Raw genomic sequence first — 21565 nt, 5'->3', positions numbered from 1 at the left:
TTTTAGACAATGAGGCTATGATACCAACCAATGTTCTAAACGTTTCCACGGATCTTATCTGAACGGCCACTATGAAATGATGGTATCGGTTCGATCCCTCTTAGGAATGTTGAGGATCCAGACAGGAAACACCCTGAATTTCCGTCTCAACAGTCGCCTCTATGATGCCAAAATTTTTCATTCTTTTTTTAATCTCATTTTTTACAGTCTGCATTTCCATCAAAGATGCATCCTGCTTTAACACCACATGCCCGGTGAAAACATGATTTTCACCGTCAAGAGACCACAAGTGTGCGTGATGGACATCGACTACGTTTGCAACCTTGCGGATATCGTCAACCACCGCATCCACAGAAGCACCACTTGGAGACGCCATCAAAAATACTTTTGCAGATTCGCGCAGATTTTTAAAAACGTTGAACATGATCCACAATGACAACGCAATCGCAAGCCCCGCATCAATCTGAGGTAGATCCCAGAACTTCATCACCAGCGCACCGACCAAAACCAACACCCAACCCATGACGTCTTCAATCATGTGCCACATCAACATGCGTTCGTTCAATGAGGTCCCTTTTGAAACACGTAACGCAGCAATACCGTTGATCGCGACCCCCAGCAATGCCAGCAATAGCATACCATCAGCATGGGGCTGCTGCGGGTTTATCAATCTTGGTACGGCTTCCATCAGGATAAAAACAGAACCTGCAATTAAAATGAAACCTGTGATGACAGCGCCCAACACGGAAAAACGACGATACCCATAAGAAAATTTTGAATCGCTCGTTTTATGAGAAACCTTCTCCATAACTATTGCGAGTATCATCGCCAGCGCATCACCAAAATCATGAAGAGCGTCACTCATGATCGCCACGGAATTAGTTAGATAACCACCCACCAGTTCCACCAAGGCAAATCCCAGATTCAGAACAAAGGCAAAGCGCATACGCCCGATAACGGCTCCGTGACTGTGATGATGGTGATGACCGTGGCTATGACTGTGATGATGATGATGGTGTTCGTTACTCATGATGTCCATTACAGCCCTTTATTGACCGACTTTCAAGCTCATGATAGCCCTTTGCACATGATGACACGCACTCAATACAAGAAATTTGCATTTGGACTTTTGATTTACACAATTCTCGTCATCCTTTGGGGTGCCTGGGTGCGGATTTCTCACTCGGGAGATGGTTGTGGCGACACTTGGCCGTTGTGTCATGGACAACTGATTCCGGAAGCCCAGCGTGGTAAAACGTGGGTGGAGTACGGTCATCGACTGATGTCAGGAATTTACGGCTTTGTGGTAATTTACTTTTATTGGGCCGCTCGCAAAATTTATCCTGTCGGGCATTTTGCACGCAAAGCCGCCTTGGCCACTTTGATTTTCATGATCACTGAAGCACTGCTGGGTGCAAAACTAGTTTTGTTCGGATTAGTCACTACCAACGACACCCCTTACCGCGCCTTCATCATGGCCCTTCATCAAGTGAATTCATTTGTTTTGACGGGAGCCGTCGCGCTGGCTTTTGCAGCAGCCGTCTTAGGCGACACGACACCATCTCCAGCTGCGGGATACAAACGCTTCAAATTTCTGCCTTTGATCATTATGATTTTAGGAATCACCGGCGCCTGGGCGTCACTTTCAAACTCCTTGTTTCCAACCGATGATTTATTTGCAGGCTTGATGGCGGACCTTTCAACCGATTCGCATTTTCTGGTGCGCCTGCGCGGCTTGCACCCTGTTCTTGCGATTCTTGGCGCCGGCAGCCTGACTTTGTTCTTTTGGCTAAAATCACAGTCAGCAACTCACCACCTGGTGCAGAAAAAATCAGCACAAATGAGCGGCATTCTTATTGCTGGAATTTTATTTGGAATTGGTACGTTGGTATTTCACGCCCCGACATGGATGAAAATCACGCACCTGTGTCTGGCCCATATCATTTGGGTTACGTTACTGCAGTGGGTCTTCTTCATGCGTAATGCAGGCAAGAACGCCTAAGTCGTCAATTCGTTGGACTCAGTCAGACGGTGGAGAAAATCCACCTTTTCGTTGATGTCGTTTATTTCCAATACCATCTGCTGTAGGTCGTAGTCCCGGACCATGTAGGAAGCAAAGGCGCCGACCACCTCTTCCGGCAAATTCAAATTACGCAAAAACATGTCCCGCTGCGCAGGATCCGGAATATGGGTATGAATCCAGCGTATTAATACCTTATGCAGGCCCTGCAGGCGCACCAAGTGCTGCGGATCCACCAAAGTTTGCTCGTGAATAATGTCGGCCTCACAGACGATATAAGGCGTCTTGTAGTCGATTGTATGTTTCAAACGTAACTTGCCTTGCCCCTGCAAAAAGACCAAAAGTGTCCCGTTCACGCGCTCCTCGATAATCTGAGCATATCCGTATCCTGCGATTTCACGCACAAAGGGCACGGGTTGACCCGGGGGGACTGGACCGACTTTAGAGGGATCTTCGATAAAACCCATCGCAATGGGTTTATTGTGAGCCACAGCGTTTTTCACCATGGTCAAATAGCGAGGTTCAAAAATATTCAGGGGTTTGGTTGTATTTGGAAACAACGTGACGTTGACCAACGGAAACAAAAATACTTCCATACAAGGAACCCCCACAGCTTGTTTATGTATTATAATGATTGTAATCTGGGATTGCTATGGAAAATGTCGATGCTAAAATGAGAAATGTGGTGTTTTTCGATGGTGTCTGCCATCTTTGTAATGGCTTTGTCGACGCTATCATTACACGAGATCCAAAGCATCGCTTCTTGTTTGCCCCACTTCAAGGCACAACTGCAGAAAACCTTTTGCCGCCTCAGGATCGGGTCTCCTTGGATACGGTTATTTACTACGAGTCAGGTCGGGTTTATCACCGCTCTGCCGCTGTACTAAAAATTCTTTCAGGTTTGGGTGGCGTTTACAATCTGTCTCGGGTTGGATGGATCATCCCAGGATTGTTCCGAGACGCTCTTTACAATATCGTTGCAAAAAACCGCTATGCCTGGTTTGGGCATCGCGACTTCTGTCGCCTGCCTACTCCTCAGGAACGCAGCTATCTTTTGCCTTGAAGCATCGCCACAAAGGGCTGATCGGCCGCTGACAACTGCTCAGTTTCTATTTCTTCAGCTTTCACCCACTTAAATGCGTCATGCTCCGTCAAAGTAATCTGAGTGTCAGTGGTTGTTGCCTCATAAACCCGCAGTCTGATGGTTTTATTTGGATAAGCGAAATCCAACTCCCCGACAAAATCCCCGATGGCAATATGAATTCCCAACTCTTCATCGATTTCCCGGTGTAAAGCCTGCTCAGGAGACTCGGAAATCTCCACTTTCCCCCCTGGGAACTCCCAATGACCCGCACCACTTTGATCGGGGCCGCGACGCACCAACAAAATGCGTTTTTCTGAGTCATCCTTTTTGCGAATGACTGCCGCCACAACCAAAACCGGCTTTTTAAGATCCGCCATGAAATGTCTCCTCTGAGGTAGACTCAGCATAAATCAGAATTCGCTCTTCCTTAAATGAAAAATACTGCTATGATGAATCTTTATGATTGATACACAGAACTCCTATTTCATCCTTCTGATCAGCGGCGTAGCTTTGTTCCTATACGGCATGAGCATGACCAGTTCTTCTCTTGAAAAACTGATGGCCGGTAAAATCACCCACTTGCTTAACCATCTTTCACAGAACAAGCTGCTTTCCATCCTGACGGGCGTTGGTTTGACGACCTTGATGCAAAGTTCCGGTGCCGCTACTTCGATGCTGGTAGGACTTGGTTCTGCTCGAGTTATTAATCTTCGCCAGGTGATGGGCGTAATCATTGGAACCGCGATTGGTACGACAATTACAGTCCAATTGATTTCTTTTGACCTCACTCAATACGCGTTGCCTTTGTTCGCGGTGTCGTTCGCCTTTTACTTCAAATCCAAGAAAACGGTATTCAAGAACCTGGCCCTGGTCTGCATGGGCTTTGGCTTGTTGTTCCTGGGACTGAAGCTGGTTTCGACTTCTTCGCATCATTTCGCAGAAAATCCAATGCTGACGGAGTTCTTCCAAAGCGTTCGTGATAATCCGGGCTATTCACTTTTGATTTCCATCGTTTTCTGTGCGTTCGTGCAAAGTTCTGCAATCACTATCGGTCTAGCGATGAGTTTGGCAGCGGTTAAGGCCATCACATTTTATGATGCGATGATCTGGGTTTACGGCGCAAACATCGGGACCACTTCGGTTGCCCTGATTTCTGCTGCAGGTGGAAACTATATCGGACGCCAAGTGGCCTGGGCGCATTTCTTTTATAAAACGATCAGTGTGGTGATCTTTTACCCGTTCACACAGCTCTTTATCGACTTCCTGATGACCTTTGATACGACGGTGGCGCGCTCGATCGCCAATGCGCATTTAATTTTTAATATTATTTCGGCCATCATCTTCTATCCGTTCATCGACAAGGGTGCTCAGTGGATTGAGAAAATGTTCCCGAAAGCCGCATCCGAAGAGTTTGGCACTGAGTTCGTGAACATGAACAACTACCAAAGCTCTGCACTGGCAGTATCCTATGCCAATCGCGAAATCATGCGCACAGCCGACATCGTACTGGGTATGATCAAGGACTCTATCAAACTGTTTGAAACCAATGATCCCAAGGTTTTTGATGCCATCAAGGATCGCGATAACAAGGTCGACTTCCTGTACCGCGAAACCAAGATGTTCTTATTGGATCACGCCAATAAATCCAGCACAGTGGTGCATCAGAATATCATGAATATGATCATGTTCCTGTCTGATGCGGAACGTGCCGCTGATGCTATTGACATCAACATCCTGGCGCTGGCGATTAAAAAGAATGCACTCAAACTGGAGTTTTCCGGTGAGGGCTGGGCCGAGCTTAAAGAAATGCATGAGCAGGTGGTTAAGGTTTCGTCCATGGCCATCAATGCATATCAAAATCGCGAGCTTTGCGACGAGGCCATCCAACTGAAGCGCGATCTGGCTAAACTGGAAATCTCGCTTCGCGAAAATCACATCAGCCGTCTGAATCGCGGATTGAATACGTCTATCAATACGAGCTCGATCCATTTGGATCTACTAAGTGAGTATCGCCGTATCGCAAGTTTGCTGTGCAATCACGCTTACAATCAAAGGTCGCATAAATAATATGTTTCAGTATGTAAGCCCCCTGGTTCTGCTATTGATTTCCAACGTGTTCATGACTTTTGCGTGGTATGGACACTTGAAAAATTTCAAAAGCTCCGCTCTGTGGATTGTAATTCTGGGCAGTTGGGCCATTGCTTTGTTTGAGTACATCTTCCAAGTTCCCGCAAACCGTTTGGGCTCTGAGGTCTACACCCTTCCACAACTTAAGATCATCCAGGAAGTCATCACCATGGTGGTGTTCGCTGGGTTTTCTTATTGGTATATGGGGCAACCTCTGAAGCTCGATTACCTATGGGCTTCCTTGTGCCTGGTGGGTGCTGTTTACTTCTTATTCCGCTAGCGGATCCATCCTCAGATTCTCAAATCAAGACACTGGTCCAGCCATCTGGTTTTTCGTCCCATTTCAATATACAATAGTAATATGAAGTTCATCCTGATTTTGGAAGACGACGAGCGCACCAATCAGGATCTATATGACAGCTTAAAAAGTATAGATCCTCAGCTTGCTATTCGCTTCTTCAAGGACCTGGCTTCATTTCACGAGTTCCTTACAACCGCTGTACACGAGGGCCCGAAAGCCCTGGCAAACGCGGGCCACAAGCACCCCTCTGATCTTTCAGACCCTACCGAACCTTCTGTTGCCGACGAACTTCGTCTGGTGATCGCCAAGGATGAATTCCTGGGCACACAAAATATGGGCTTGGTCCGCCGTGCGCGGGACTTTTTCGTTCGCAAGAAAATGTGTTCAGAACAGGAACCCACGGCTCTGATTTTGACTGCCTTCGACAATCCAAATTTCGATATCAAGCTTGCCGAAGAACGAATCATCAATAATGTGCTGTATAAGCCCTTTGATAAACTTATCGTCAAAGAGCATTTGCAATATGCCCTGACCGGCCGTCATCCAGTCACCAGCACGACTTTGGCGGCGACCAAGATTTCAGCCACCATCGAAATGCTTAAGGACATTCAATTTCAGTCCCTGTCTGAAATTGGATTCACCAGTCTGAATAATCATGAAATTAAAATCGGTGCGATTACCAAGTACTATAGCGATGCTTTTTCATCAGACAGTAAAAAAAGTATTATCGCCGTCTGCGTGGCTTGTAAGGAAGTTTCCATCAAGGAATTCCTATGTACATTTCAATTTGTTGCTGCCGACCCCGGCCAGATCACTAAAATCCGCAGGGACATTATCCAGAACAAAGACCATCGCACTTTGGATCTGCAGACTCCCAAGGGGAATCTGAAAACCAGCATTCTGCTATTGAATGATGACGAGACTTTGGACATCGAAATCAAAACCATGCTCAACCAAAGATTTCAGAATCTGGAAGTTTACAGTTATAAGAGCCAGGGACAGTTGCTTTCCGATCTGCAGGATCTGGACAGCAAAGACCGTCAGAACCCTGCGATCAACCCGGATCTGGTAATTATCAATTACCACATGCTGGATATCGAGAAAGAGAAAACCTGGGAATCATTGGTGGAGAAAATGAGTGCCCGCGCGAAAAAACACGGAGCTGAATGGAAAGAGACTCCGCCTTTGATTATTCTGTCCAGAACGAAAATTTCCCCACCCGAAGTGATGGATATGAGCCGCTGGTGCAAAGACATCTTTTTTGCTCCGCTGGACAAACCGTACATCGCAAAGAAACTGATCACAAATTTTGCCATCACTACTGTTGAAACCACGACTCTACCTTACATCAAGGAAGTTGTTCCTGCCAAAGTTGCAAACCCGGTCGAGATCACTCAGGTTTCAGAGGCTGGATTGGTGATGAAGTATCACCGGGCTATCTCAACAGGAGCTTTCCGCGAATTTATCTTATGGCGGGTGCAAGAACATCAAACTCCGGAAATCATCGCAACCGTTAACTATTCCGAAGAAAACAAAACGGACGAAGGATTCCTGAATCACTTTGTGTTCTTTGGAATGAAGGACAGTTTCTTAAAGCACATCCGACTTTGGTTGGTGGATGCCCATATCAAATCGAAAGAAAAAGAATCCGCTTAAGACCAAAGTGCAGGTCAGCCTTATTCTTCCCCCTGTCTAAACAGTAATTTATCAAGTTTGCAGGTGATTTTTCCGAAAAATCATCCATGAAAACACTTTTGCTTTCGCTGACATCTTTGAGCTTTATCGTCCTTTCGCCGAACGCCCATGCCGACTGGATGAGCGAGCAAGAAGCCCCCTTCACCATCGTTAATTCCACAGACACAGTGACTGTCGATAAAAATGCGTTAGCAGAAAGCATTACGGAATCAGAGATGCAGGTCCTCAACGAGAACGGACGAAACGAACTGGTTCTGCAAAGAATCCCTTTTGCGCCAGACGCAGCAACAGTCACATTTATTAAAGCCTCCACAGTGACTGATGGCGTGGAATCACCTGTAAATGCAAAAGACGTGACTGTTCGTGCAGCCAAGGGGCCAGCACAAGGCCTTAGTCACCTTCGCGAAATGGTAATCCCCTTCAATAACCTGAAAATCGGATCAATCACGAAATACTCCGTGAAGATCAAATACAAAAAGAATGTCCACGCCGGTTTATACAATCAATCCTACGTAATGGGTATATTTGCGCCTGAGAAGTCTGGAAAAGTTAAAATCAAATCTTTACTGCCCCTATACTATCACATCACGGATCCTTGGCAGGTTCTAACCAAAAAAGAAAGCCGCGAAGGCGAGTACTATGTATTCGAGTTTGAACAAATTAAACCGTTATTTAAAGTTCCCAAGGAACCTTTAGCAGTTTTGAATTCCGATCTGGTTTCCCGCGTGGACGTTTCAACAATGAATGACTGGAACGCATTCATCACTCCGCTGGCTGCAAAATACGAAGCAATTCTAGCGACAAAGACACTTCCTGCTCCGTTCACACGCATCGTAAACAAGGCGAAAAAAGCCAAGTCCACGACAGAGAAGATCGACATTGTGACGTCTGAACTGGCAAACATCATGACTTACTCTGGAAACTGGACAAGTCTTGAAAAAATGGTTGTCGCCCAACCGCTAAAAGACATCTCTCGCACTAAAACTGGTGATTGCAAAGACTTTTCCTTAGCGACCACAGCGATGCTCCGTGCTTTGAATATCGATGCAAAAGTGGCCCTGGTGCGCAGAACAGCGACACAAGAAGCGTCCCAAATGGTTATTCAGGACAACTCCCCGCTGGTCATGGCCAGCAAGTTCAACCACGCCATCGTCAAAGTTAAGGAAGGTGACAAGATTTATTGGGTGGATCCAACGAATATTGTCAGTAACTCGGGTTTCATCTTTTCTGATATCGCTGGCGCCCGCGCGCTGGAAGTCAGCGCTACTGCCAAAGACCTTGAACCCATTCCGTACCCCACGGCTGCTCAATCCCGATTGACCTTTGATAAAACCATCAAAATCAACATGGATCGCAGCAGTGACACTGTTACAAACTTTGAAGCCTTAGGCGACTATGCAAAATACATCACTGAGGCTTCATTTGCGACCAGTGAAGAATCCGCGAAAAAGGTTTTGATGAATTACCTGCGCAACGACGGCAAGAATGCAAAAGGCCTTTATGAAGGCTTTAGCTTCAGAAGCCGAATCGCAAATACCATCACAGGAACACAAAAGACAATCGGCGAAGAGATCGTAAGATGGGAAGATCAAAAACTTCTTTTGAACCTGGGCTTTCCATTGTCCGCACTGACTCCGATGGCACTGACAGGATATCGCGTGACACCGGCAAGTTTGATAGGTCGTTTTTCTGAATCCACTGTCACTCATGTGACCGGCTACGACTATACTGGTTACGAACTGGGATGCAATATTCTGACACCCTGGTATCGCATCACCCGCGAGTTCACCAAAGAAGAAAAGGGGTTTAAAGTCGTCGATGAAATCTCCTTTGATCAAGTGCAGGTATCCAGTGATGATTTAAATTCCGACAAGTTTCAATACATGCTGGGTTCCTTAGCGGATTGCATGAAAGGCAGTGTGGTTAAGATCACTCCTTTGGCTTCGTCCGACACTTTGCAAAGCCGGCTGGACAGATATACAGTGCAAATTGCGCAGGATAAGTTGGCGCTTGGTGGTCCCAAGTCCATCGAGGGCGCTCGCGAGGCATACCACATCGCGGGCCAAATTCTTTCTCGAGATCCGGAAAACAAAGATGCCCTGCTGATTCGGGCGCAATCCGTACGTCGTGTGAATTACTTTAACAACAGCATCGATGACTCTGAGTACTTAAATGAATCTGCGCGAATTTTAGACATCGTCGAGGCCCGCCACCCACAGGATCCGAAAGTCTTACAACAAAAAACGTGGATCGCGGTGTACCGCAAAGACAAAGAAAAGATTTCGGGACTGTTTAACCAGGCCTACAAATCCTCTCCGAAGGACTATGAGCTCTATAAACTGGGCGGACGTGTTTTAGAAGACCTTAAACAAATCCAAGGGGCTATCGGCTCTTATACGAAGGCCTTTGAACTGGCCCGTACCCCCCAGGAAAAAGCCACTGCCGCGGCATCGCTGGGACATTTGCTGATAACAAACAACCAGATTGAAAATGGTGTTAACTACTACAAATATGCCATTAAGGCCGACCCCGGAAATGCGTGGCTTGCCGGAAATTTCGCAGCTCTGATACAAAGCTACGGACGCTGGGATGATGCGATCACCGTTGGGGAAGAGGTTGTTAAATCAAATCCTTATGGAATGGCAAAAACCACGTTGGCGAAAGCCTATGCTGGAAAAGCGAATACCATCATGGCTATCCCCGTAAACAATCCACTGGATCAAGCCAAGAATCTGGATTCTTCGGAAAAGCTTTACTCCAAAGGTTTAACGCATGCACCAGGGAACGAAGAATGCCTTTTGGGACTTTCCCGTGTGTATCACCTGCGCGCCACCATCGACCTAAATCCCATGACGGCCCAAAAGTCTTTGCGTTACCTGGATAAAGCAATTGAAAGCAAAAAAATCCCGGTTGAGCAGGTCGCAGGTATGAAGAAAGATCTTTTGCTGATCGCGGATGGTAAAAAACCAGCACCAAGACTTCCGGCAGCTGCGACGCCGCCAACCGTCACAGCAGAAAAACCAGCACCCATCGCCGCGCCCGCTGCACCACCAGCAGCAGCGCCTGCGGCAGCGCCAGCAAAGAAATAGTTTTGAACAGCACTTCGATCTAAATACCGAAGTGCCCTTGCCGATTATTTTGATCTTTTAAGCAACAGGGAATTACTAACAACAGAGACAGAACTCAGTGCCATCGCCGCCCCTGCAATGACGGGATTAAGCATTCCAAACGCCGCCAGTGGAATTCCCAACACGTTGTAAAAGAACGCAAAGAAAAGGTTTTGGCGAATCTTTCTTAAAGTAGCTTTGGAAAGATGAATAGCTTGAACCACTGATGCCAGATCGTTACTCATCAAGGTGATATCCGCGGTTTCAATGGCGATATCTGTTCCCGAGGACATCGAAAAACTGACATCCGCCATCGCCAGTGCCGGGGCATCGTTGATTCCGTCCCCCACCATCGCAACAAATTTCTTTTGTCTTTTCATAGTGACAATAAGACTGGCTTTATCAGCCGGTCTGACGCCTGATTTGTATTCGCGGATTCCCGCTTGTTTGGCGATTTCTTTCGCAGTTCCTTCGTTGTCGCCAGTAACCATCATCACTTGTACACCCAGATCATACAAATCCGCGATGGCTTTTTTGGAGCTTTCCCGAATGCGATCTGCGACGGCAACATAGCCCAGAATACGCTCGTCAGTGGCTAAAACCATCACAGTCTGACCTTGGGATTCAAGTCGTGTGATCAGTTCTTTATCCAGGAACCCACCACCCGCAACCCAGTCCGGGCGTCCTAATTTATACTGAACACCTTCAATGAGGCCTTCCACACCATGTCCGCCGACGACATTGAAATTTTGCACTTCTTTTAAAACGGATCCTTTATCCTTAGCGCCCATAGTTATTGCATGAGCCAAGGGGTGGGAAGATCCATGCTCAAGACTTGCCGCAAGTGTCAGAACTTCCAATTCACTTATCGCAGATACGCCGTGGATCTCTGTAACCACGGGCTTGCCTTCCGTGATGGTACCCGTCTTGTCCAGCACCACCATATTCACTTTTTCCCCCAGCTCCAGGGCCTTCGCATCTTTGAACAGAATTCCCATTCGCGCAGCTTTACCAATGCCCACTACGACGGCTGTCGGAGTCGCAAGACCTAAGGCACAAGGACACGCAATAACCAACACAGAAACCGAAGCCACAAAGGCCGCTTGTAAATCTCTTAAGAAGAACCAGGTCGCAAAAAAGGTGATCACACTGATAAGCACCACAACCGGCACAAACACGCTGGAGATGCGATCTGCTAGACGTTGAATGGGAGCTTTTGATCCTTGTGCAGTTGTTACTATTTTAATGATTTGAGCAAGCTGGGTCTTAGCCCCAACGCTGGTCGCTTTGATTTGCAAAGATCCCTGTTGATTTAAAGTCGCTGCATAAACGTGACTGCCTTGAGTCTTTTCAACAGGCAAACTCTCGCCAGTCAGCATGGATTCATCAACTGAAGAAGAGCCCTCGACTACAACGCCATCCACGGCGATAGCCTCGCCATTTTTCACCAGAACTTTATCACCCAACTTCACCTGAGTGATTGCCGTTTCAACCCAAACCCCGTTTCTTTCGACCAACGCTGTTTTGGGTTGCAGACGAACCAAGCCTTCCACGGCCTCTGACGTTTTACCTTTGGCCCGGGACTCCATCAGTTTCCCCAAAAGGACTAATGTAATTATGGCGGTGCTGGCTTCGAAGTACAAATGCTGATGATGCCAGTTCATTATAATAACAACGGCACTAAGCACATATGCCATCGTAGTACCTAGAGCCACCAGAACATCCATGTTAGCACTTCGGGCTTTCAAGGCATGATAGGACCCTAAATAGAATCTCCACCCGATCCAAAACTGCACTGGAGTTGCCAAAGCAAACTGCACCCAGCGAGGTATAAATTCCTGATGGTCTCGAGTAAACATAAAGAACATTTCAAGAAGCAATGGCATAGTCAGAATTGCAGAAATCACAAAGTGATGTAAATCACGCCGATACTCTGCTGCAGCGATCTCTTTGACCTTTTGTGCGTCGATTTCCGAGTTCACTTCGAAGGCCTGATATCCCAAGCCCTGAATGGTTTTAATTAAAATTTCGGGTGTGATGGCATGAGGATCAAACTCCACGTGCGCTTTTTCCGTAGCGAAGTTCACAGAAGCTTTAACGTCCGGAACCTCATTCAAGGCCTTTTCGATTTTGGCAGCGCAGTTCACGCAGGACATACCAATCAGCTGCAAATCTGTACTGAACGTTTCTTTATTTGATTCCATGATAGTTCCTTGTCAATGCCGGACGCTCTTCCTTTATTAGGACAGAGGTAAGCCTTTTGTGACAAAGAATTATGGGACTGGTCTGACCTTTTGCGTGGCAATCGTAATTGATTGAAATTCCTGCCGAAATAACTCCATCAGGTCCTGTGCTGTTTTACGTGGCTCTAATTTGAAATCACCCAGACAGGCTGTCTTCACAGGGGTTCCTTCGTTAGTCACGTTCATTGCAAAATGCACCATTGTAGAAACCGGAGACTTGGTGGCAATGCTGATAGAAAGCTTGCGGTCGCCCCAGTAAATGTCATCCCCGTCACGAATCAATGGCTCGGATTTCAAATGTTGAGTCGCATGCTTTTGGACATAATCCCGCGCAATTGCAGCAAACAATCTTTGCAAAGCCACACCGCTAAACAAGTCGCGATCAAAGACTTCGATGATGAAGTGAAGCATCTCGTCGCCAGCAATAACTGCATTGGCCAGAAGATCCTCACCATCCACCATGTGAGCTGCAGGGATATCACATTTCCCTACCCACGAGACAATGGAAGGTCCCAGTTTTCCGTGCTCAAGATATGCAAATAACGAATGAAGCTGGCTGCCGTCATAGGCAAATTTCTTTTCGATAAAATGCATTTCCATAATCACCCCTTAAACAGACTTTTCACATCAACATTGGCAGAAGCGAATGCACGTTTCGCTCTTTTACAGGACTCACACTGCCCACACCAGTCTTCACCTGCAAAATAACAAGGCCAGGTCAGCTCCCAAGGAACATTCAAACCTTGCCCCAAAAGGACGATGGCTGGTTTATTTAAGTGAGCCGTATAGCAACCGACCGTCACTTTATTTGCCGTCGAAAATGACAAGGCGTGAGTGGCCGCTTTCAAAAAATCAATTGAATTGTCGGGGAACGTTGCCGCTTCTTCGGCATTAAATCCCGGGATCACAGAGTCAGCACCCAGTGCTTCTGCATAGGCTGCTGCGATGTTCAGGAAAATACCATTGCGATTGGGAACCCAAACGGATTTGGCGCTTTCTCCGGATTTTTCAAGATTGTCGATTTCAACATCCTTGCCAGTCGGGATCTTTTGATCCTCCACCAACAATGAAGATTTGTTGAACTCTTTAAACCAGGTCACATCCAGCACCTTGTGCGGAACATTCAGGTATTTGGCGATCTTTGCAGATTGCTCGACTTCTTTTTTTGCGGCTTTTTGGCCGTAATTAAAAGTCAAAGCCAACACCACTTCGTGGTGATGCTTGATAGCTTCAAAAATATTAACCGTCGAGTCCAAGCCCGACGACAATAGGACAACGACTTTTTTCTTATTCTTCATGACATGGCCTTCAGATCACGAACCAGGATTTGAATGGTTTTTTGCCCAGCAAAATAATTCCACTGCAGCTCCCCTAAAATATCATAAAAACCCGGCACGTTGTGCAAAGTTTCAACCTGACGAGGCGTCGGGGTAAATAGCAAAGCTTCCATGGTGGCATTTGTATCCGGATCAAACAGCTTCAGGCGCAAATGGCCACCCTTAAGTTCGCGTTTGGACAAAACCTGGATATTAGCAAAATGAATCAAAGGAATGGAAAAACCTGCACCAAATGGACCTACGAAATCGTACCACTTCATCAGGCTTGCGCTGACTTCTGGCAGGCTGGCCTTAACGTCATAGAAAATTTCCAGAGGTTTCGGCTTTTCACGCAGATCGGAAAAATGCGTATCCAACTTTTGAACAAATTGCGGCACTTTCGTCTCCGCGATTTCAAAACCAGCCGCTGCCGAGTGACCGCCGAAACGGCTCATCAATTCTGCAGCCGTACCCATGGCCTCGACCAGGCATGCTTCCTGCCCTTGCGGTAAGCGCGCAGAGCCCACGATCATACCATCGTCACCAACAGAGCCAACGAAAGCGGGTTTGTTATAAACCTGGGTCAGCTTGGTGGCGATTAAGCCAACGACACCGCGATGAAAACTTGGAGAAGCGACAAATACAAAGTCTTTATGCGGCCACTCTTTAAGTAGTTCTTGAGCTTCGGCTTCCGCATCGCTTTGCAACTGAACGCGCGTGGAATTGTTCTTCATCACCTGACGAACCATATCGCGGGCTTTGCCTTGATCCTCCAACAAGAAGATATCAATTGGCAAAATACCGGATTCCATACGGGAAAGAGCATTCAATTTAGGGGCAAAACGAATCGCGACATCCTGACTGGTCAGTGCGCGATCCTGAAGATCCAACTCTTCAAGTAAAGCTCGAAGTCCGGCTCTTTTTGTTTCAGCAAGCTTAACCAAGCCGTGCTTAACCAGAACGCGGTTATCATCGACCAAAGGAACCATATCGGTCAGTGTACCGATCGTAAAGTAATCCAACACTTCCTTAAGATCCCAATTGTTCTTAGGTAGTTGCGGATTATCGTGAAAGTATCTTTTAAGACCACGAAGAAGATAGAAGGCAACACCTGCCCCACACAAATAACCTAAACCACTTTCGCAAGTTCCTTGATTCGGGTTAATGATAACATAGGCTTCGGGCAAAGTATCTGCAGGCAAATGATGGTCGGTTAGGATCACATCAACACCCAACTCACGGGCTTTGTCGATAGCCGCATGTGCGGTGATACCCACATCGACTGTGATGATCAATGAAACACCTTGAGACTTTAGCTCCTCAACGGCCGCGGCATGAAAGCCGTAACCTTCAGAAAGTCGCTTAGGCTGATAATGAAGGACTTCGGTAAAACCTAAAGCCTGCATTCCTGTTTTAAGCAATGCCAACCCCGACGTTCCGTCCAGGTCAAAATCCGCATAAATGCAGATCTTTTCTTTATTGATCCAGGCATTTCCCAGACGCTCCAGTGCTTGAGACATCCCTTTTAACAAAAGAGGATCTTTCAAATCCACGAGCTTAGGAAAAAGAAGCTTTTCGACTTCGGAGGTTTCGGTGAATCCACGGGCTGCAAGCAGCTTACCGATCAAGGATGGCCATTGCCCCTCGACCTTTGCGGGTTGTAAAACCTCGCCGTTCGCTTCTCGTAGTTTCCACAAAGGATTCACACAAACTCCAAAAGGACTGACGTCCTTGTTTAAAACACAAAGGCCCCTTATCGGGGCCTTGCTTTATTAAGCAGCTTTTTTACCCATCAATTTATCCATGTACATGACAAACGGAGCCGCCACGTAGATGGAAGAGTAAGTACCGAATGCAATACCCACACAAATCGCAAATGCGATATCGCCCACTGTACCACCAGAGAAGATCCACAAGCACAATGCTGAAGTGAATACTGTTCCGGAAGTCATGAAGGTACGACGAAGCATATCGTTGATCGCTTTATTGATGATAAATTTATAGCCTTTATCATGATAAATGCCATCAGTTTCACGAATACGGTCGAATACGACGATGGTGTCATTCAGAGAATAACCGATCAAAGTCAAAATCGCTGCCAGGATCGGAACGTTTACTTCCTTACCCACAGCCACGAAGATTGCCAAAGTGATTACAGCATCATGGAACAAACAGAATACTGCGCCCGGAGCGTATTTATAATCGAAGCGAAGACCAACGTAGATCAAGATCACAAGCAAGCAGTAAAATACCGCCAGCAATCCGTTACGTTTTAGCTCTGCACCCACTTGCGGTCCCACGGTGTCTACACGGCGGATATCCGGACTGTGATTTGCAAACTTGGTTTCAATCATTGTTCTGATTTTACCGATGTCCTGATTCAGGATTTCATTGGTTTCTTTGTCAGTTGCACCCTGCTTACCTTGGAAACGAATGATGAACTCATTGTTTTCCCCGATAGCTTGAACACCCACATCACCCAGTTGCAATTCATCCACGGATTCACGAACTTGATCGATCGTAACACCTTGGGCGAATTTTACCTGGAACTCGGTACCACCTTTAAAGTCGATACCGTAGTTAACCCCTTTGATCGCCAAATACGCCAAAGAAAGTACGACCAACAAAACAGAGATCCCCGTGAAGAGATTCGTTTTGCCGACAAAGTCGATTTTGCCCCAAGATTCAGTTGTCGCTGTTTTTGAATTATTGTTAGCCATTTTTTTTACACCAATCCTAGATAGACAACTTCTTGACGTTAAATTTGTAAATCAACTGATCCACGATAACTTTTGAAACGAATACGTTCGCAAACATCGTAGTCACGATACCAATCAACAAGCTGACTGCGAAACCACGCACTGGACCCGTACCGAAGTACAAAAGGATCACAGCTGTCGCGCCCGTTGTCACGTTGGAGTCAATGATCGCAGACATCGCACGGTTGTAACCCTCTTTAATAGCGGTGTTCAACCCATGGCCTTGTGCCAATTCTTCCTTGATCCGCTCATTAATGAGCACGTTCGCATCGACCGCAAACCCCACCGTTAACGCGATGGCCGCGATCCCCGGCAACGTCAGCGTTGCTCCGAATGAAGTTAGTAGAGCCAAAACACCCAGAACGTTCAGTCCCAGACACACTGCCACCACAACGCCCATGCCTTTGTAGTAAACGATCATAAACAAAGCGATCAAAGCAGCACCCACATAGGCACCCAATTTTGCTTTATCAATAGAGTCAGCACCCAAAGTTGGACCTACACGACGCTCTTCCAATTGCTCCAATGAAGCAGGCAATGCACCCGCACGAAGAGCTGTGGAGATCATTTTCGCTTCATCCATCATTTGATTACGATCACGACCACCACCCAAAGTGATAGTTGCCTGGCCGCCACCGATACGCTCACGAATGCTTGGAGCAGATTTGATGATCTTATCCAGAACGATCGCCATTTGCTTACCGGAGTTTGCACCCGTCAAATCAGCAAACTTAGTAGCCCCTGCGGAGTTGAAACGCAGAGAAACCATTGGCGCGCCATAGTTGTCGTAACCGACACTGGCGTCATCCAAAGCTGAACCACCAAGATCTGTGTCTGTTTTAAGAAGATACGGAACAGAACCAGTTTCCATGGAAGTCGCATTCGCAGACTTCTCGAAGTAAACCACTGTTTTTTCCGGAAGCTTCCCTTTTAGATCCGCATTGATGCGAGTCACATAGTCTGAATACTTCATAGTATCCATTTTATAACCGCCTGCTTTTTCAGCATCGGCGATCATCACTTGAAGCTCCTGCGGAGTTTTTTCGTGAGACACGATCATGAAATCAAGTTTCGCAGTTGTATTAATCAACTGTTTCGCTTTTTCCGCATCCGCCATACCTGGCAATTGAACCAGGATACGGTTTGCACCTTGTTGAGAAATGGAAGGCTCTGCCACCCCGAACTCATCGATACGGTTACGGATTGTTTCAATCGCCTGTTGAATCACGCGATTCTTGTAGTCATTAAGATAAGCATCGTAATAACGGTAAGTCGCTGTTGTATCCGTTGTTCCCACTTGTTGCAGGTCCGCAGGATGCTTGTCGCTCATATACTTTTCAACTTTAGCTTTATCAGCTGCCGCGAAAGACAAAGTAACTTCACCAGCTTCTGGACGATCGGATTTAACATCCGTCAAAATCACGCCCTCTTTGGCAGTTTCAGCTTTCAAAGAAAGAATCAAACGTGTCGTGGATTCTTTCACCACGCCGTCGACGTCAACACCCATAACCAGATGCAAACCACCTTGGATATCCAAGCCGTAGTTCATCTTTTGCTTAGATGGCCACCATACATTTCCAAAATTCACCACGTTTGGCAAAAACCAAACGAGAGCCAAAATGATACCCGCGGCTGCGCCTAGGGTTCTCCAACGAAGTCCTTCCATTATTTCTTATCCTCTGTCGCTGTTGCTGCTTTCTGAGTTGTCGCAATTTGAGTACGAAGCATTTTAACTTTCACGCCATCCGCGATCTCTACAGTCACGAATTGGTCAGTGATGCCCTCGATACGACCCAAGATGCCGGAGGAAGTGATAACTTCGTCACCACGTTTGATTTCATTCAAGAACTTTTGGTGTTCTTTTTGGCGCTTGGATTGAGGACGGATAATAAGGAAGTAGAAAATAACGAAGATAAAGATAAACGGAACAAACATCTCCAAAGTAGATGGTTGGCCGCCTGCTGCGGGAGCTGCCGCTTGAGCATGAGCTGTATTAACAAGAAGTTCGAATAACATGATTCCTCCAATGATGACGCTAAAATTCAGCATTATTCCATGGAAGAATCAATAGTTATGTCAGTTACCCTTTCTTTACGAAACGCGTTAAACAGTCGTCACGGAACGCCGCCCAACGACCTTCAGCGATCGCTTCGCGGGCCTTTTCCATCAATTTCATATAAAAATGAATATTGTGAATCGTGTTCAAACGAGATCCTAAAATCTCACCACTCAGGAACATGTGGCGCAAATAAGCCTTCGAATAATTCGTGCACGTATAGCAATCACACTCTGGATCAAGCGGTGACGGATCTTCTTTGAACTCGCTGCGCTTGATGCTGACTTTGCCCTGCCAAGTGTAGATCGTTCCGTTACGTGCCACTCGCGTAGGCATGACGCAATCGAACATATCGATGCCCGAATCTATTGCAATAATTAAATCCGTTGGAGTTCCAACACCCATTAAATAACGCGGCTTATTGGCCGGCATTTTCGGAGCTACGTGCGGCAAAAGCTCGTGCATCAAGTGAATTGGCTCGCCTACAGAGAAACCACCCAGGGCATAACCTGGCAAATCAACAGAAGTAACTTGCTCTAAAGATTTCAATCGGTGCTTAAGACTTAAACCACCTTGTACGATACCGAACAACAAACTCTGCGTGCGAGTCATTGCCGCTTTAGAGCGCAGCAACCAGCGATAAGTCAAAGCCATGGAGGCTTCAATTTGCTCGTCAGTAGCTGGGTATTGAAGACATTCGTCGAAGGCCATGATGATGTCAGAGCCCAGATCCATTTGGATCTCCATGCTCTTTTCGGGAGAGATAAAGTACTTCGCCCCATCAAGGTGCGAACGGAACTCCACGCCCTCTTCGCTCATGTTGCGAAGTTTGGACAAAGAAAAAACCTGAAAACCACCAGAGTCTGTTAGAATCGGACCGTGCCAGTTCATAAACTTATGCAGGCCGCCCATTTTCTTGATGGTCTTTTCACCAGGACGCAAGTGCAAGTGATAGGTATTACCCAAAACAACTTGAGTGCCACACTCTTTAAGTTCTTCCGGAGTCATCGCCTTAACCGTCGCTTTGGTTCCAACTGCCATGAATACCGGAGTTTGGACGGGACCATGATCAGTCATCAAAGTGGCGCGACGGGCGTTACCTTCAGTCTTATGGACAACGAATTGTCCCAGAGTCATTTCGTTTTCAGAAGTAGTAGAAGTCATCGTTTTACCATCAAGCATGTTTATTTACCTATCCAGACAGTCAGGTCGCCATAAGAAAAGAGACGGAACTTTCTCTCAATCGCCCATAAGTAGCAAGTTTTTACTGTTTCCAAGGAAGAAAATCCCGATACCAACGCCAGCAAAGTGGATTCCGGCTGATGGAAGTTCGTCAGCAGTCTTTGCACCACTTTAAACTGATAACCAGGCTGAATCAGAAGTTTGGTGAAACCACTAAAGCCCTCAGTTTCAGAGCCCTTTAACAAGCCTCCCGCGGCACTTTCCAGTGAGCGCGTCGTGGTGGTCCCCAGAGACCAAACAAGCTTACCAGCACTGCGTGCTGCTTGAATGGCGCTCCAGCTGGCTGCAGAAATCTCCACGTATTCTTCGTGCATGTCATGGTCATTCAGATCTTCAGCCGTCACAGGCAAGAAAGTGCCTAGTCCCACATGCAAAGTCACTTCGACAATTTGCACGCCCTGATTACGCAGCTGATCCATATCTAATTTTGAAAAATGCAGACTCGCTGTGGGAGCAGCAAAGCTCCCCGGTTGTTTAGCCCAGGCAGTTTGATACCAAGATTCATCAGCTTCAACTGTGTGACGCTCATTGCGCGCTTTTTGAATGTAGGGAGGCAGAGGTAGCTCCGCCACTTTTTGGAAATAGTCTTCTGTCACCGCTTGATTCAGAGTCACTTTTTGCGGGCGGCCTTTTTCCATAAGAGTCATGCTCACACCCAAAGGGAGTTCGAGCGCTTGACCGACTTTAAATTTCTTAGAGGGAAACAAAACTTCCCAATCAAATTCAGAGAGCTGTTTTAAAAAAAGGATTTCAATGTCACCAGAAAACACGCGACGTTTTAAAACCTGGGTGTTGTTCACCACCAGGACATCACCGCTTTGAATTTTGCCCTTCAAAGTTTCGATGGAAATTTCCGTCGGCTGATTGTTTTCAACCCACATAACCCGTGAAGGACGCTGCGGCGAAGTGGCAACCAGTTCTTCTGGGTAAGAGAATAGGAGATCGGTGATTTTCATAGGGGGCCTTCATAGCATAGCTCCCTTCAAGATTGTAGCTGCGAAGGTAACTTTTACCTAAGTCACCGACTGTTTTTTATAGCTCCAGGGACGACTTCAGGCGTTTCCGGTTGCCCACTGCCTAAAACTGGGGGAAATTCCCTTTTAAATCATGAAAATAACTAAAAACTGGGTCTTCCCCCTTATTGCGGTTCTTTGCTTCGGCTTGTTTGCCCCTGGGGAAACCATTCAAGCCACGGGTTCGCCTTTGAACTGCCCGGTTTCCCATAAGTCCTGTGAGTTTTATCACTGCGCGAATGCCGAACAGCCCTGCGGAAAAAAAGGTTATTGGCAGGACTTTGGAATTCCCTATTGCGAGCTCTTTGTTAAAGACGAACACAAATTCAGCGCTGACAGTCAAACATGGCTGCAGGAAGTCCGCCTTTGTCTGCAGGAAAGACTGCGCGAAACAGTGGATGGACTGCGCTGCTCGGAAATTAAGCCAAAAGCTATTCATGATCATGTCAGCTGCTATGTGGACACTGGGTTCTGTCATCTCACGTTCCCTGAGCAATTAAAAATCATGTGGTATCTAAAAGGTGCTCTGCGAGATTTCAATACATGGCGGGAAGCCGGCCTTTTGCATCGCGCCTGTCAAATACCATATCTTCCGCAGTAGC

At 46.8% G+C, this 21565-nt stretch carries 19 protein-coding genes; 7 read left to right on the top strand and 12 right to left on the bottom strand.

Going from position 1 to position 21565, the window contains the following annotated elements; translation table 11 throughout:
• Positions 1 to 100: 100 nt before the first annotated feature.
• Positions 101 to 1039 carry a cation diffusion facilitator family transporter gene (locus ACLVWU_RS07905; protein ID WP_413578447.1) on the bottom strand — a complete coding sequence of 313 codons (939 nt, stop codon included), beginning with the start codon at positions 1037 to 1039 and terminating at the stop codon, positions 101 to 103.
• Positions 1040 to 1087: 48 nt separating this feature from the next.
• On the opposite strand from ACLVWU_RS07905, the gene ACLVWU_RS07900 reads away from it, so the two are divergent.
• On the top strand, positions 1088 to 2002 hold the full coding sequence (locus tag ACLVWU_RS07900; RefSeq protein ID WP_413578446.1) for a COX15/CtaA family protein: 915 nt from the start codon (positions 1088 to 1090) through the stop codon (positions 2000 to 2002).
• Here ACLVWU_RS07900 and ACLVWU_RS07895 read toward each other — a convergent pair.
• Positions 1999 to 2616 carry an LON peptidase substrate-binding domain-containing protein gene (locus ACLVWU_RS07895; protein WP_413578445.1) on the bottom strand — a complete coding sequence of 206 codons (618 nt, stop codon included), beginning with the start codon at positions 2614 to 2616 and terminating at the stop codon, positions 1999 to 2001. The two genes, ACLVWU_RS07900 and ACLVWU_RS07895, sit on opposite strands and share 4 nt — an antisense overlap.
• A 56-nt stretch (positions 2617 to 2672) precedes the next feature.
• On the opposite strand from ACLVWU_RS07895, the gene ACLVWU_RS07890 reads away from it, so the two are divergent.
• The gene (locus ACLVWU_RS07890) at positions 2673 to 3083 is read left to right on the top strand and encodes a thiol-disulfide oxidoreductase DCC family protein (protein ID WP_413578444.1); all 411 of its coding nucleotides are present in this window, start codon (positions 2673 to 2675) and stop codon (positions 3081 to 3083) included.
• Here the strand turns inward: ACLVWU_RS07890 and ACLVWU_RS07885 are convergent.
• A complete protein-coding gene (locus ACLVWU_RS07885; protein WP_413578443.1) occupies positions 3068 to 3481 on the bottom strand; it encodes a (deoxy)nucleoside triphosphate pyrophosphohydrolase in 414 nt (137 codons plus the stop codon). The two genes, ACLVWU_RS07890 and ACLVWU_RS07885, sit on opposite strands and share 16 nt — an antisense overlap.
• 82 nt (positions 3482 to 3563) lie before the next feature.
• Here ACLVWU_RS07885 and ACLVWU_RS07880 point away from each other — a divergent pair, with 82 nt between their 5' ends.
• The 4 genes from ACLVWU_RS07880 to ACLVWU_RS07865 all read left to right on the top strand — a co-directional run bounded on the left by ACLVWU_RS07880 (position 3564) and on the right by ACLVWU_RS07865 (position 10316).
• Positions 3564 to 5171, top strand: a complete 1608-nt coding sequence (locus ACLVWU_RS07880; protein WP_413578442.1) for a Na/Pi cotransporter family protein — start codon at positions 3564 to 3566, stop codon at positions 5169 to 5171.
• A gap of 1 nt (position 5172) precedes the next feature.
• On the top strand, positions 5173 to 5511 hold the full coding sequence (locus ACLVWU_RS07875) for a DMT family protein (RefSeq protein ID WP_413578441.1): 339 nt from the start codon (positions 5173 to 5175) through the stop codon (positions 5509 to 5511).
• A gap of 81 nt (positions 5512 to 5592) precedes the next feature.
• Positions 5593 to 7188 carry a hypothetical protein gene (locus tag ACLVWU_RS07870; RefSeq protein ID WP_413578440.1) on the top strand — a complete coding sequence of 532 codons (1596 nt, stop codon included), beginning with the start codon at positions 5593 to 5595 and terminating at the stop codon, positions 7186 to 7188.
• Between the two features lie 86 nt (positions 7189 to 7274).
• Positions 7275 to 10316: a DUF3857 domain-containing protein gene (locus tag ACLVWU_RS07865; protein WP_413578439.1), complete on the top strand. Its 3042-nt coding sequence runs from the start codon at positions 7275 to 7277 to the stop codon at positions 10314 to 10316.
• A 44-nt stretch (positions 10317 to 10360) separates the two neighbouring features.
• On the opposite strand, the gene ACLVWU_RS07860 is transcribed toward ACLVWU_RS07865, so the two are convergent.
• The 9 genes from ACLVWU_RS07860 to queA all read right to left on the bottom strand — a co-directional run bounded on the left by ACLVWU_RS07860 (position 10361) and on the right by queA (position 20906).
• Complete coding sequence (locus ACLVWU_RS07860; RefSeq protein WP_413578438.1) at positions 10361 to 12538, bottom strand: heavy metal translocating P-type ATPase; 2178 nt, start codon at positions 12536 to 12538, stop codon at positions 10361 to 10363.
• A 69-nt stretch (positions 12539 to 12607) separates the two neighbouring features.
• Entirely contained in the window at positions 12608 to 13177 is a 570-nt protein-coding gene (locus ACLVWU_RS07855; protein WP_413578437.1) for a DUF366 family protein, read from the bottom strand.
• Between the two features lie 2 nt (positions 13178 to 13179).
• Entirely contained in the window at positions 13180 to 13875 is a 696-nt protein-coding gene (gene queC / locus ACLVWU_RS07850) for a 7-cyano-7-deazaguanine synthase QueC (RefSeq protein ID WP_413578436.1), read from the bottom strand.
• Positions 13872 to 15599, bottom strand: coding sequence for a single-stranded-DNA-specific exonuclease RecJ (gene recJ, locus ACLVWU_RS07845; protein ID WP_413578435.1), 1728 nt, complete (start codon positions 15597 to 15599; stop codon positions 13872 to 13874). The genes queC and recJ overlap by 4 nt, the downstream gene beginning before the upstream one ends.
• Positions 15600 to 15665: 66 nt before the next feature.
• Complete coding sequence (gene secF / locus ACLVWU_RS07840) at positions 15666 to 16613, bottom strand: protein translocase subunit SecF (RefSeq protein WP_413578434.1); 948 nt, start codon at positions 16611 to 16613, stop codon at positions 15666 to 15668.
• A gap of 16 nt (positions 16614 to 16629) precedes the next feature.
• The gene (secD, locus tag ACLVWU_RS07835; RefSeq protein WP_413578433.1) at positions 16630 to 18318 is read right to left on the bottom strand and encodes a protein translocase subunit SecD; all 1689 of its coding nucleotides are present in this window, start codon (positions 18316 to 18318) and stop codon (positions 16630 to 16632) included.
• Positions 18318 to 18668: a preprotein translocase subunit YajC gene (gene yajC / locus ACLVWU_RS07830; protein WP_413578432.1), complete on the bottom strand. Its 351-nt coding sequence runs from the start codon at positions 18666 to 18668 to the stop codon at positions 18318 to 18320. Before yajC ends, secD begins: the two co-directional genes overlap by 1 nt.
• Positions 18669 to 18732: 64 nt before the next feature.
• Entirely contained in the window at positions 18733 to 19845 is a 1113-nt protein-coding gene (tgt, locus tag ACLVWU_RS07825) for a tRNA guanosine(34) transglycosylase Tgt (RefSeq protein ID WP_413578775.1), read from the bottom strand.
• Between the two features lie 47 nt (positions 19846 to 19892).
• Positions 19893 to 20906 carry a tRNA preQ1(34) S-adenosylmethionine ribosyltransferase-isomerase QueA gene (gene queA, locus ACLVWU_RS07820; RefSeq protein ID WP_413578431.1) on the bottom strand — a complete coding sequence of 338 codons (1014 nt, stop codon included), beginning with the start codon at positions 20904 to 20906 and terminating at the stop codon, positions 19893 to 19895.
• Positions 20907 to 21057: 151 nt separating this feature from the next.
• Between queA and ACLVWU_RS07815 the strand changes: the two genes are divergently transcribed.
• Positions 21058 to 21564 carry a hypothetical protein gene (locus ACLVWU_RS07815; protein ID WP_413578430.1) on the top strand — a complete coding sequence of 169 codons (507 nt, stop codon included), beginning with the start codon at positions 21058 to 21060 and terminating at the stop codon, positions 21562 to 21564.
• Position 21565: the final 1 nt, after the last annotated feature.

It is taken from the genome of Bdellovibrio sp. HCB290 (assembly GCF_047305925.1).
Classification (GTDB): Bacteria; Bdellovibrionota; Bdellovibrionia; order Bdellovibrionales; family Bdellovibrionaceae; genus Bdellovibrio.
The sequence above is the reverse complement of the archived record's forward strand: the minus strand, read 5'-3'. Positions and strand labels throughout refer to the sequence as shown.

Excerpts from the sequence above, each read along its gene's own strand:
- ACLVWU_RS07905 (WP_413578447.1), bottom strand. The coding sequence starts at position 1,039 with ATGGACATCATGAGTAACGAACACCATCATCATCATCACAGTCATAGC.
- ACLVWU_RS07900 (WP_413578446.1), top strand. The coding sequence starts at position 1,088 with ATGATGACACGCACTCAATACAAGAAATTTGCATTTGGACTTTTGATT.
- ACLVWU_RS07895 (WP_413578445.1), bottom strand. The coding sequence starts at position 2,616 with ATGGAAGTATTTTTGTTTCCGTTGGTCAACGTCACGTTGTTTCCAAAT.
- ACLVWU_RS07890 (WP_413578444.1), top strand. The coding sequence starts at position 2,673 with ATGGAAAATGTCGATGCTAAAATGAGAAATGTGGTGTTTTTCGATGGT.
- ACLVWU_RS07885 (WP_413578443.1), bottom strand. The coding sequence starts at position 3,481 with ATGGCGGATCTTAAAAAGCCGGTTTTGGTTGTGGCGGCAGTCATTCGC.
- ACLVWU_RS07880 (WP_413578442.1), top strand. The coding sequence starts at position 3,564 with ATGATTGATACACAGAACTCCTATTTCATCCTTCTGATCAGCGGCGTA.
- ACLVWU_RS07875 (WP_413578441.1), top strand. The coding sequence starts at position 5,173 with ATGTTTCAGTATGTAAGCCCCCTGGTTCTGCTATTGATTTCCAACGTG.
- ACLVWU_RS07870 (WP_413578440.1), top strand. The coding sequence starts at position 5,593 with ATGAAGTTCATCCTGATTTTGGAAGACGACGAGCGCACCAATCAGGAT.
- ACLVWU_RS07865 (WP_413578439.1), top strand. The coding sequence starts at position 7,275 with ATGAAAACACTTTTGCTTTCGCTGACATCTTTGAGCTTTATCGTCCTT.
- ACLVWU_RS07860 (WP_413578438.1), bottom strand. The coding sequence starts at position 12,538 with ATGGAATCAAATAAAGAAACGTTCAGTACAGATTTGCAGCTGATTGGT.
- ACLVWU_RS07855 (WP_413578437.1), bottom strand. The coding sequence starts at position 13,177 with ATGGAAATGCATTTTATCGAAAAGAAATTTGCCTATGACGGCAGCCAG.
- queC (WP_413578436.1), bottom strand. The coding sequence starts at position 13,875 with ATGAAGAATAAGAAAAAAGTCGTTGTCCTATTGTCGTCGGGCTTGGAC.
- secF (WP_413578434.1), bottom strand. The coding sequence starts at position 16,613 with ATGGCTAACAATAATTCAAAAACAGCGACAACTGAATCTTGGGGCAAA.
- secD (WP_413578433.1), bottom strand. The coding sequence starts at position 18,318 with ATGGAAGGACTTCGTTGGAGAACCCTAGGCGCAGCCGCGGGTATCATT.
- yajC (WP_413578432.1), bottom strand. The coding sequence starts at position 18,668 with ATGTTATTCGAACTTCTTGTTAATACAGCTCATGCTCAAGCGGCAGCT.
- tgt (WP_413578775.1), bottom strand. The coding sequence starts at position 19,845 with ATGACTCTGGGACAATTCGTTGTCCATAAGACTGAAGGTAACGCCCGT.
- queA (WP_413578431.1), bottom strand. The coding sequence starts at position 20,906 with ATGAAAATCACCGATCTCCTATTCTCTTACCCAGAAGAACTGGTTGCC.
- ACLVWU_RS07815 (WP_413578430.1), top strand. The coding sequence starts at position 21,058 with ATGAAAATAACTAAAAACTGGGTCTTCCCCCTTATTGCGGTTCTTTGC.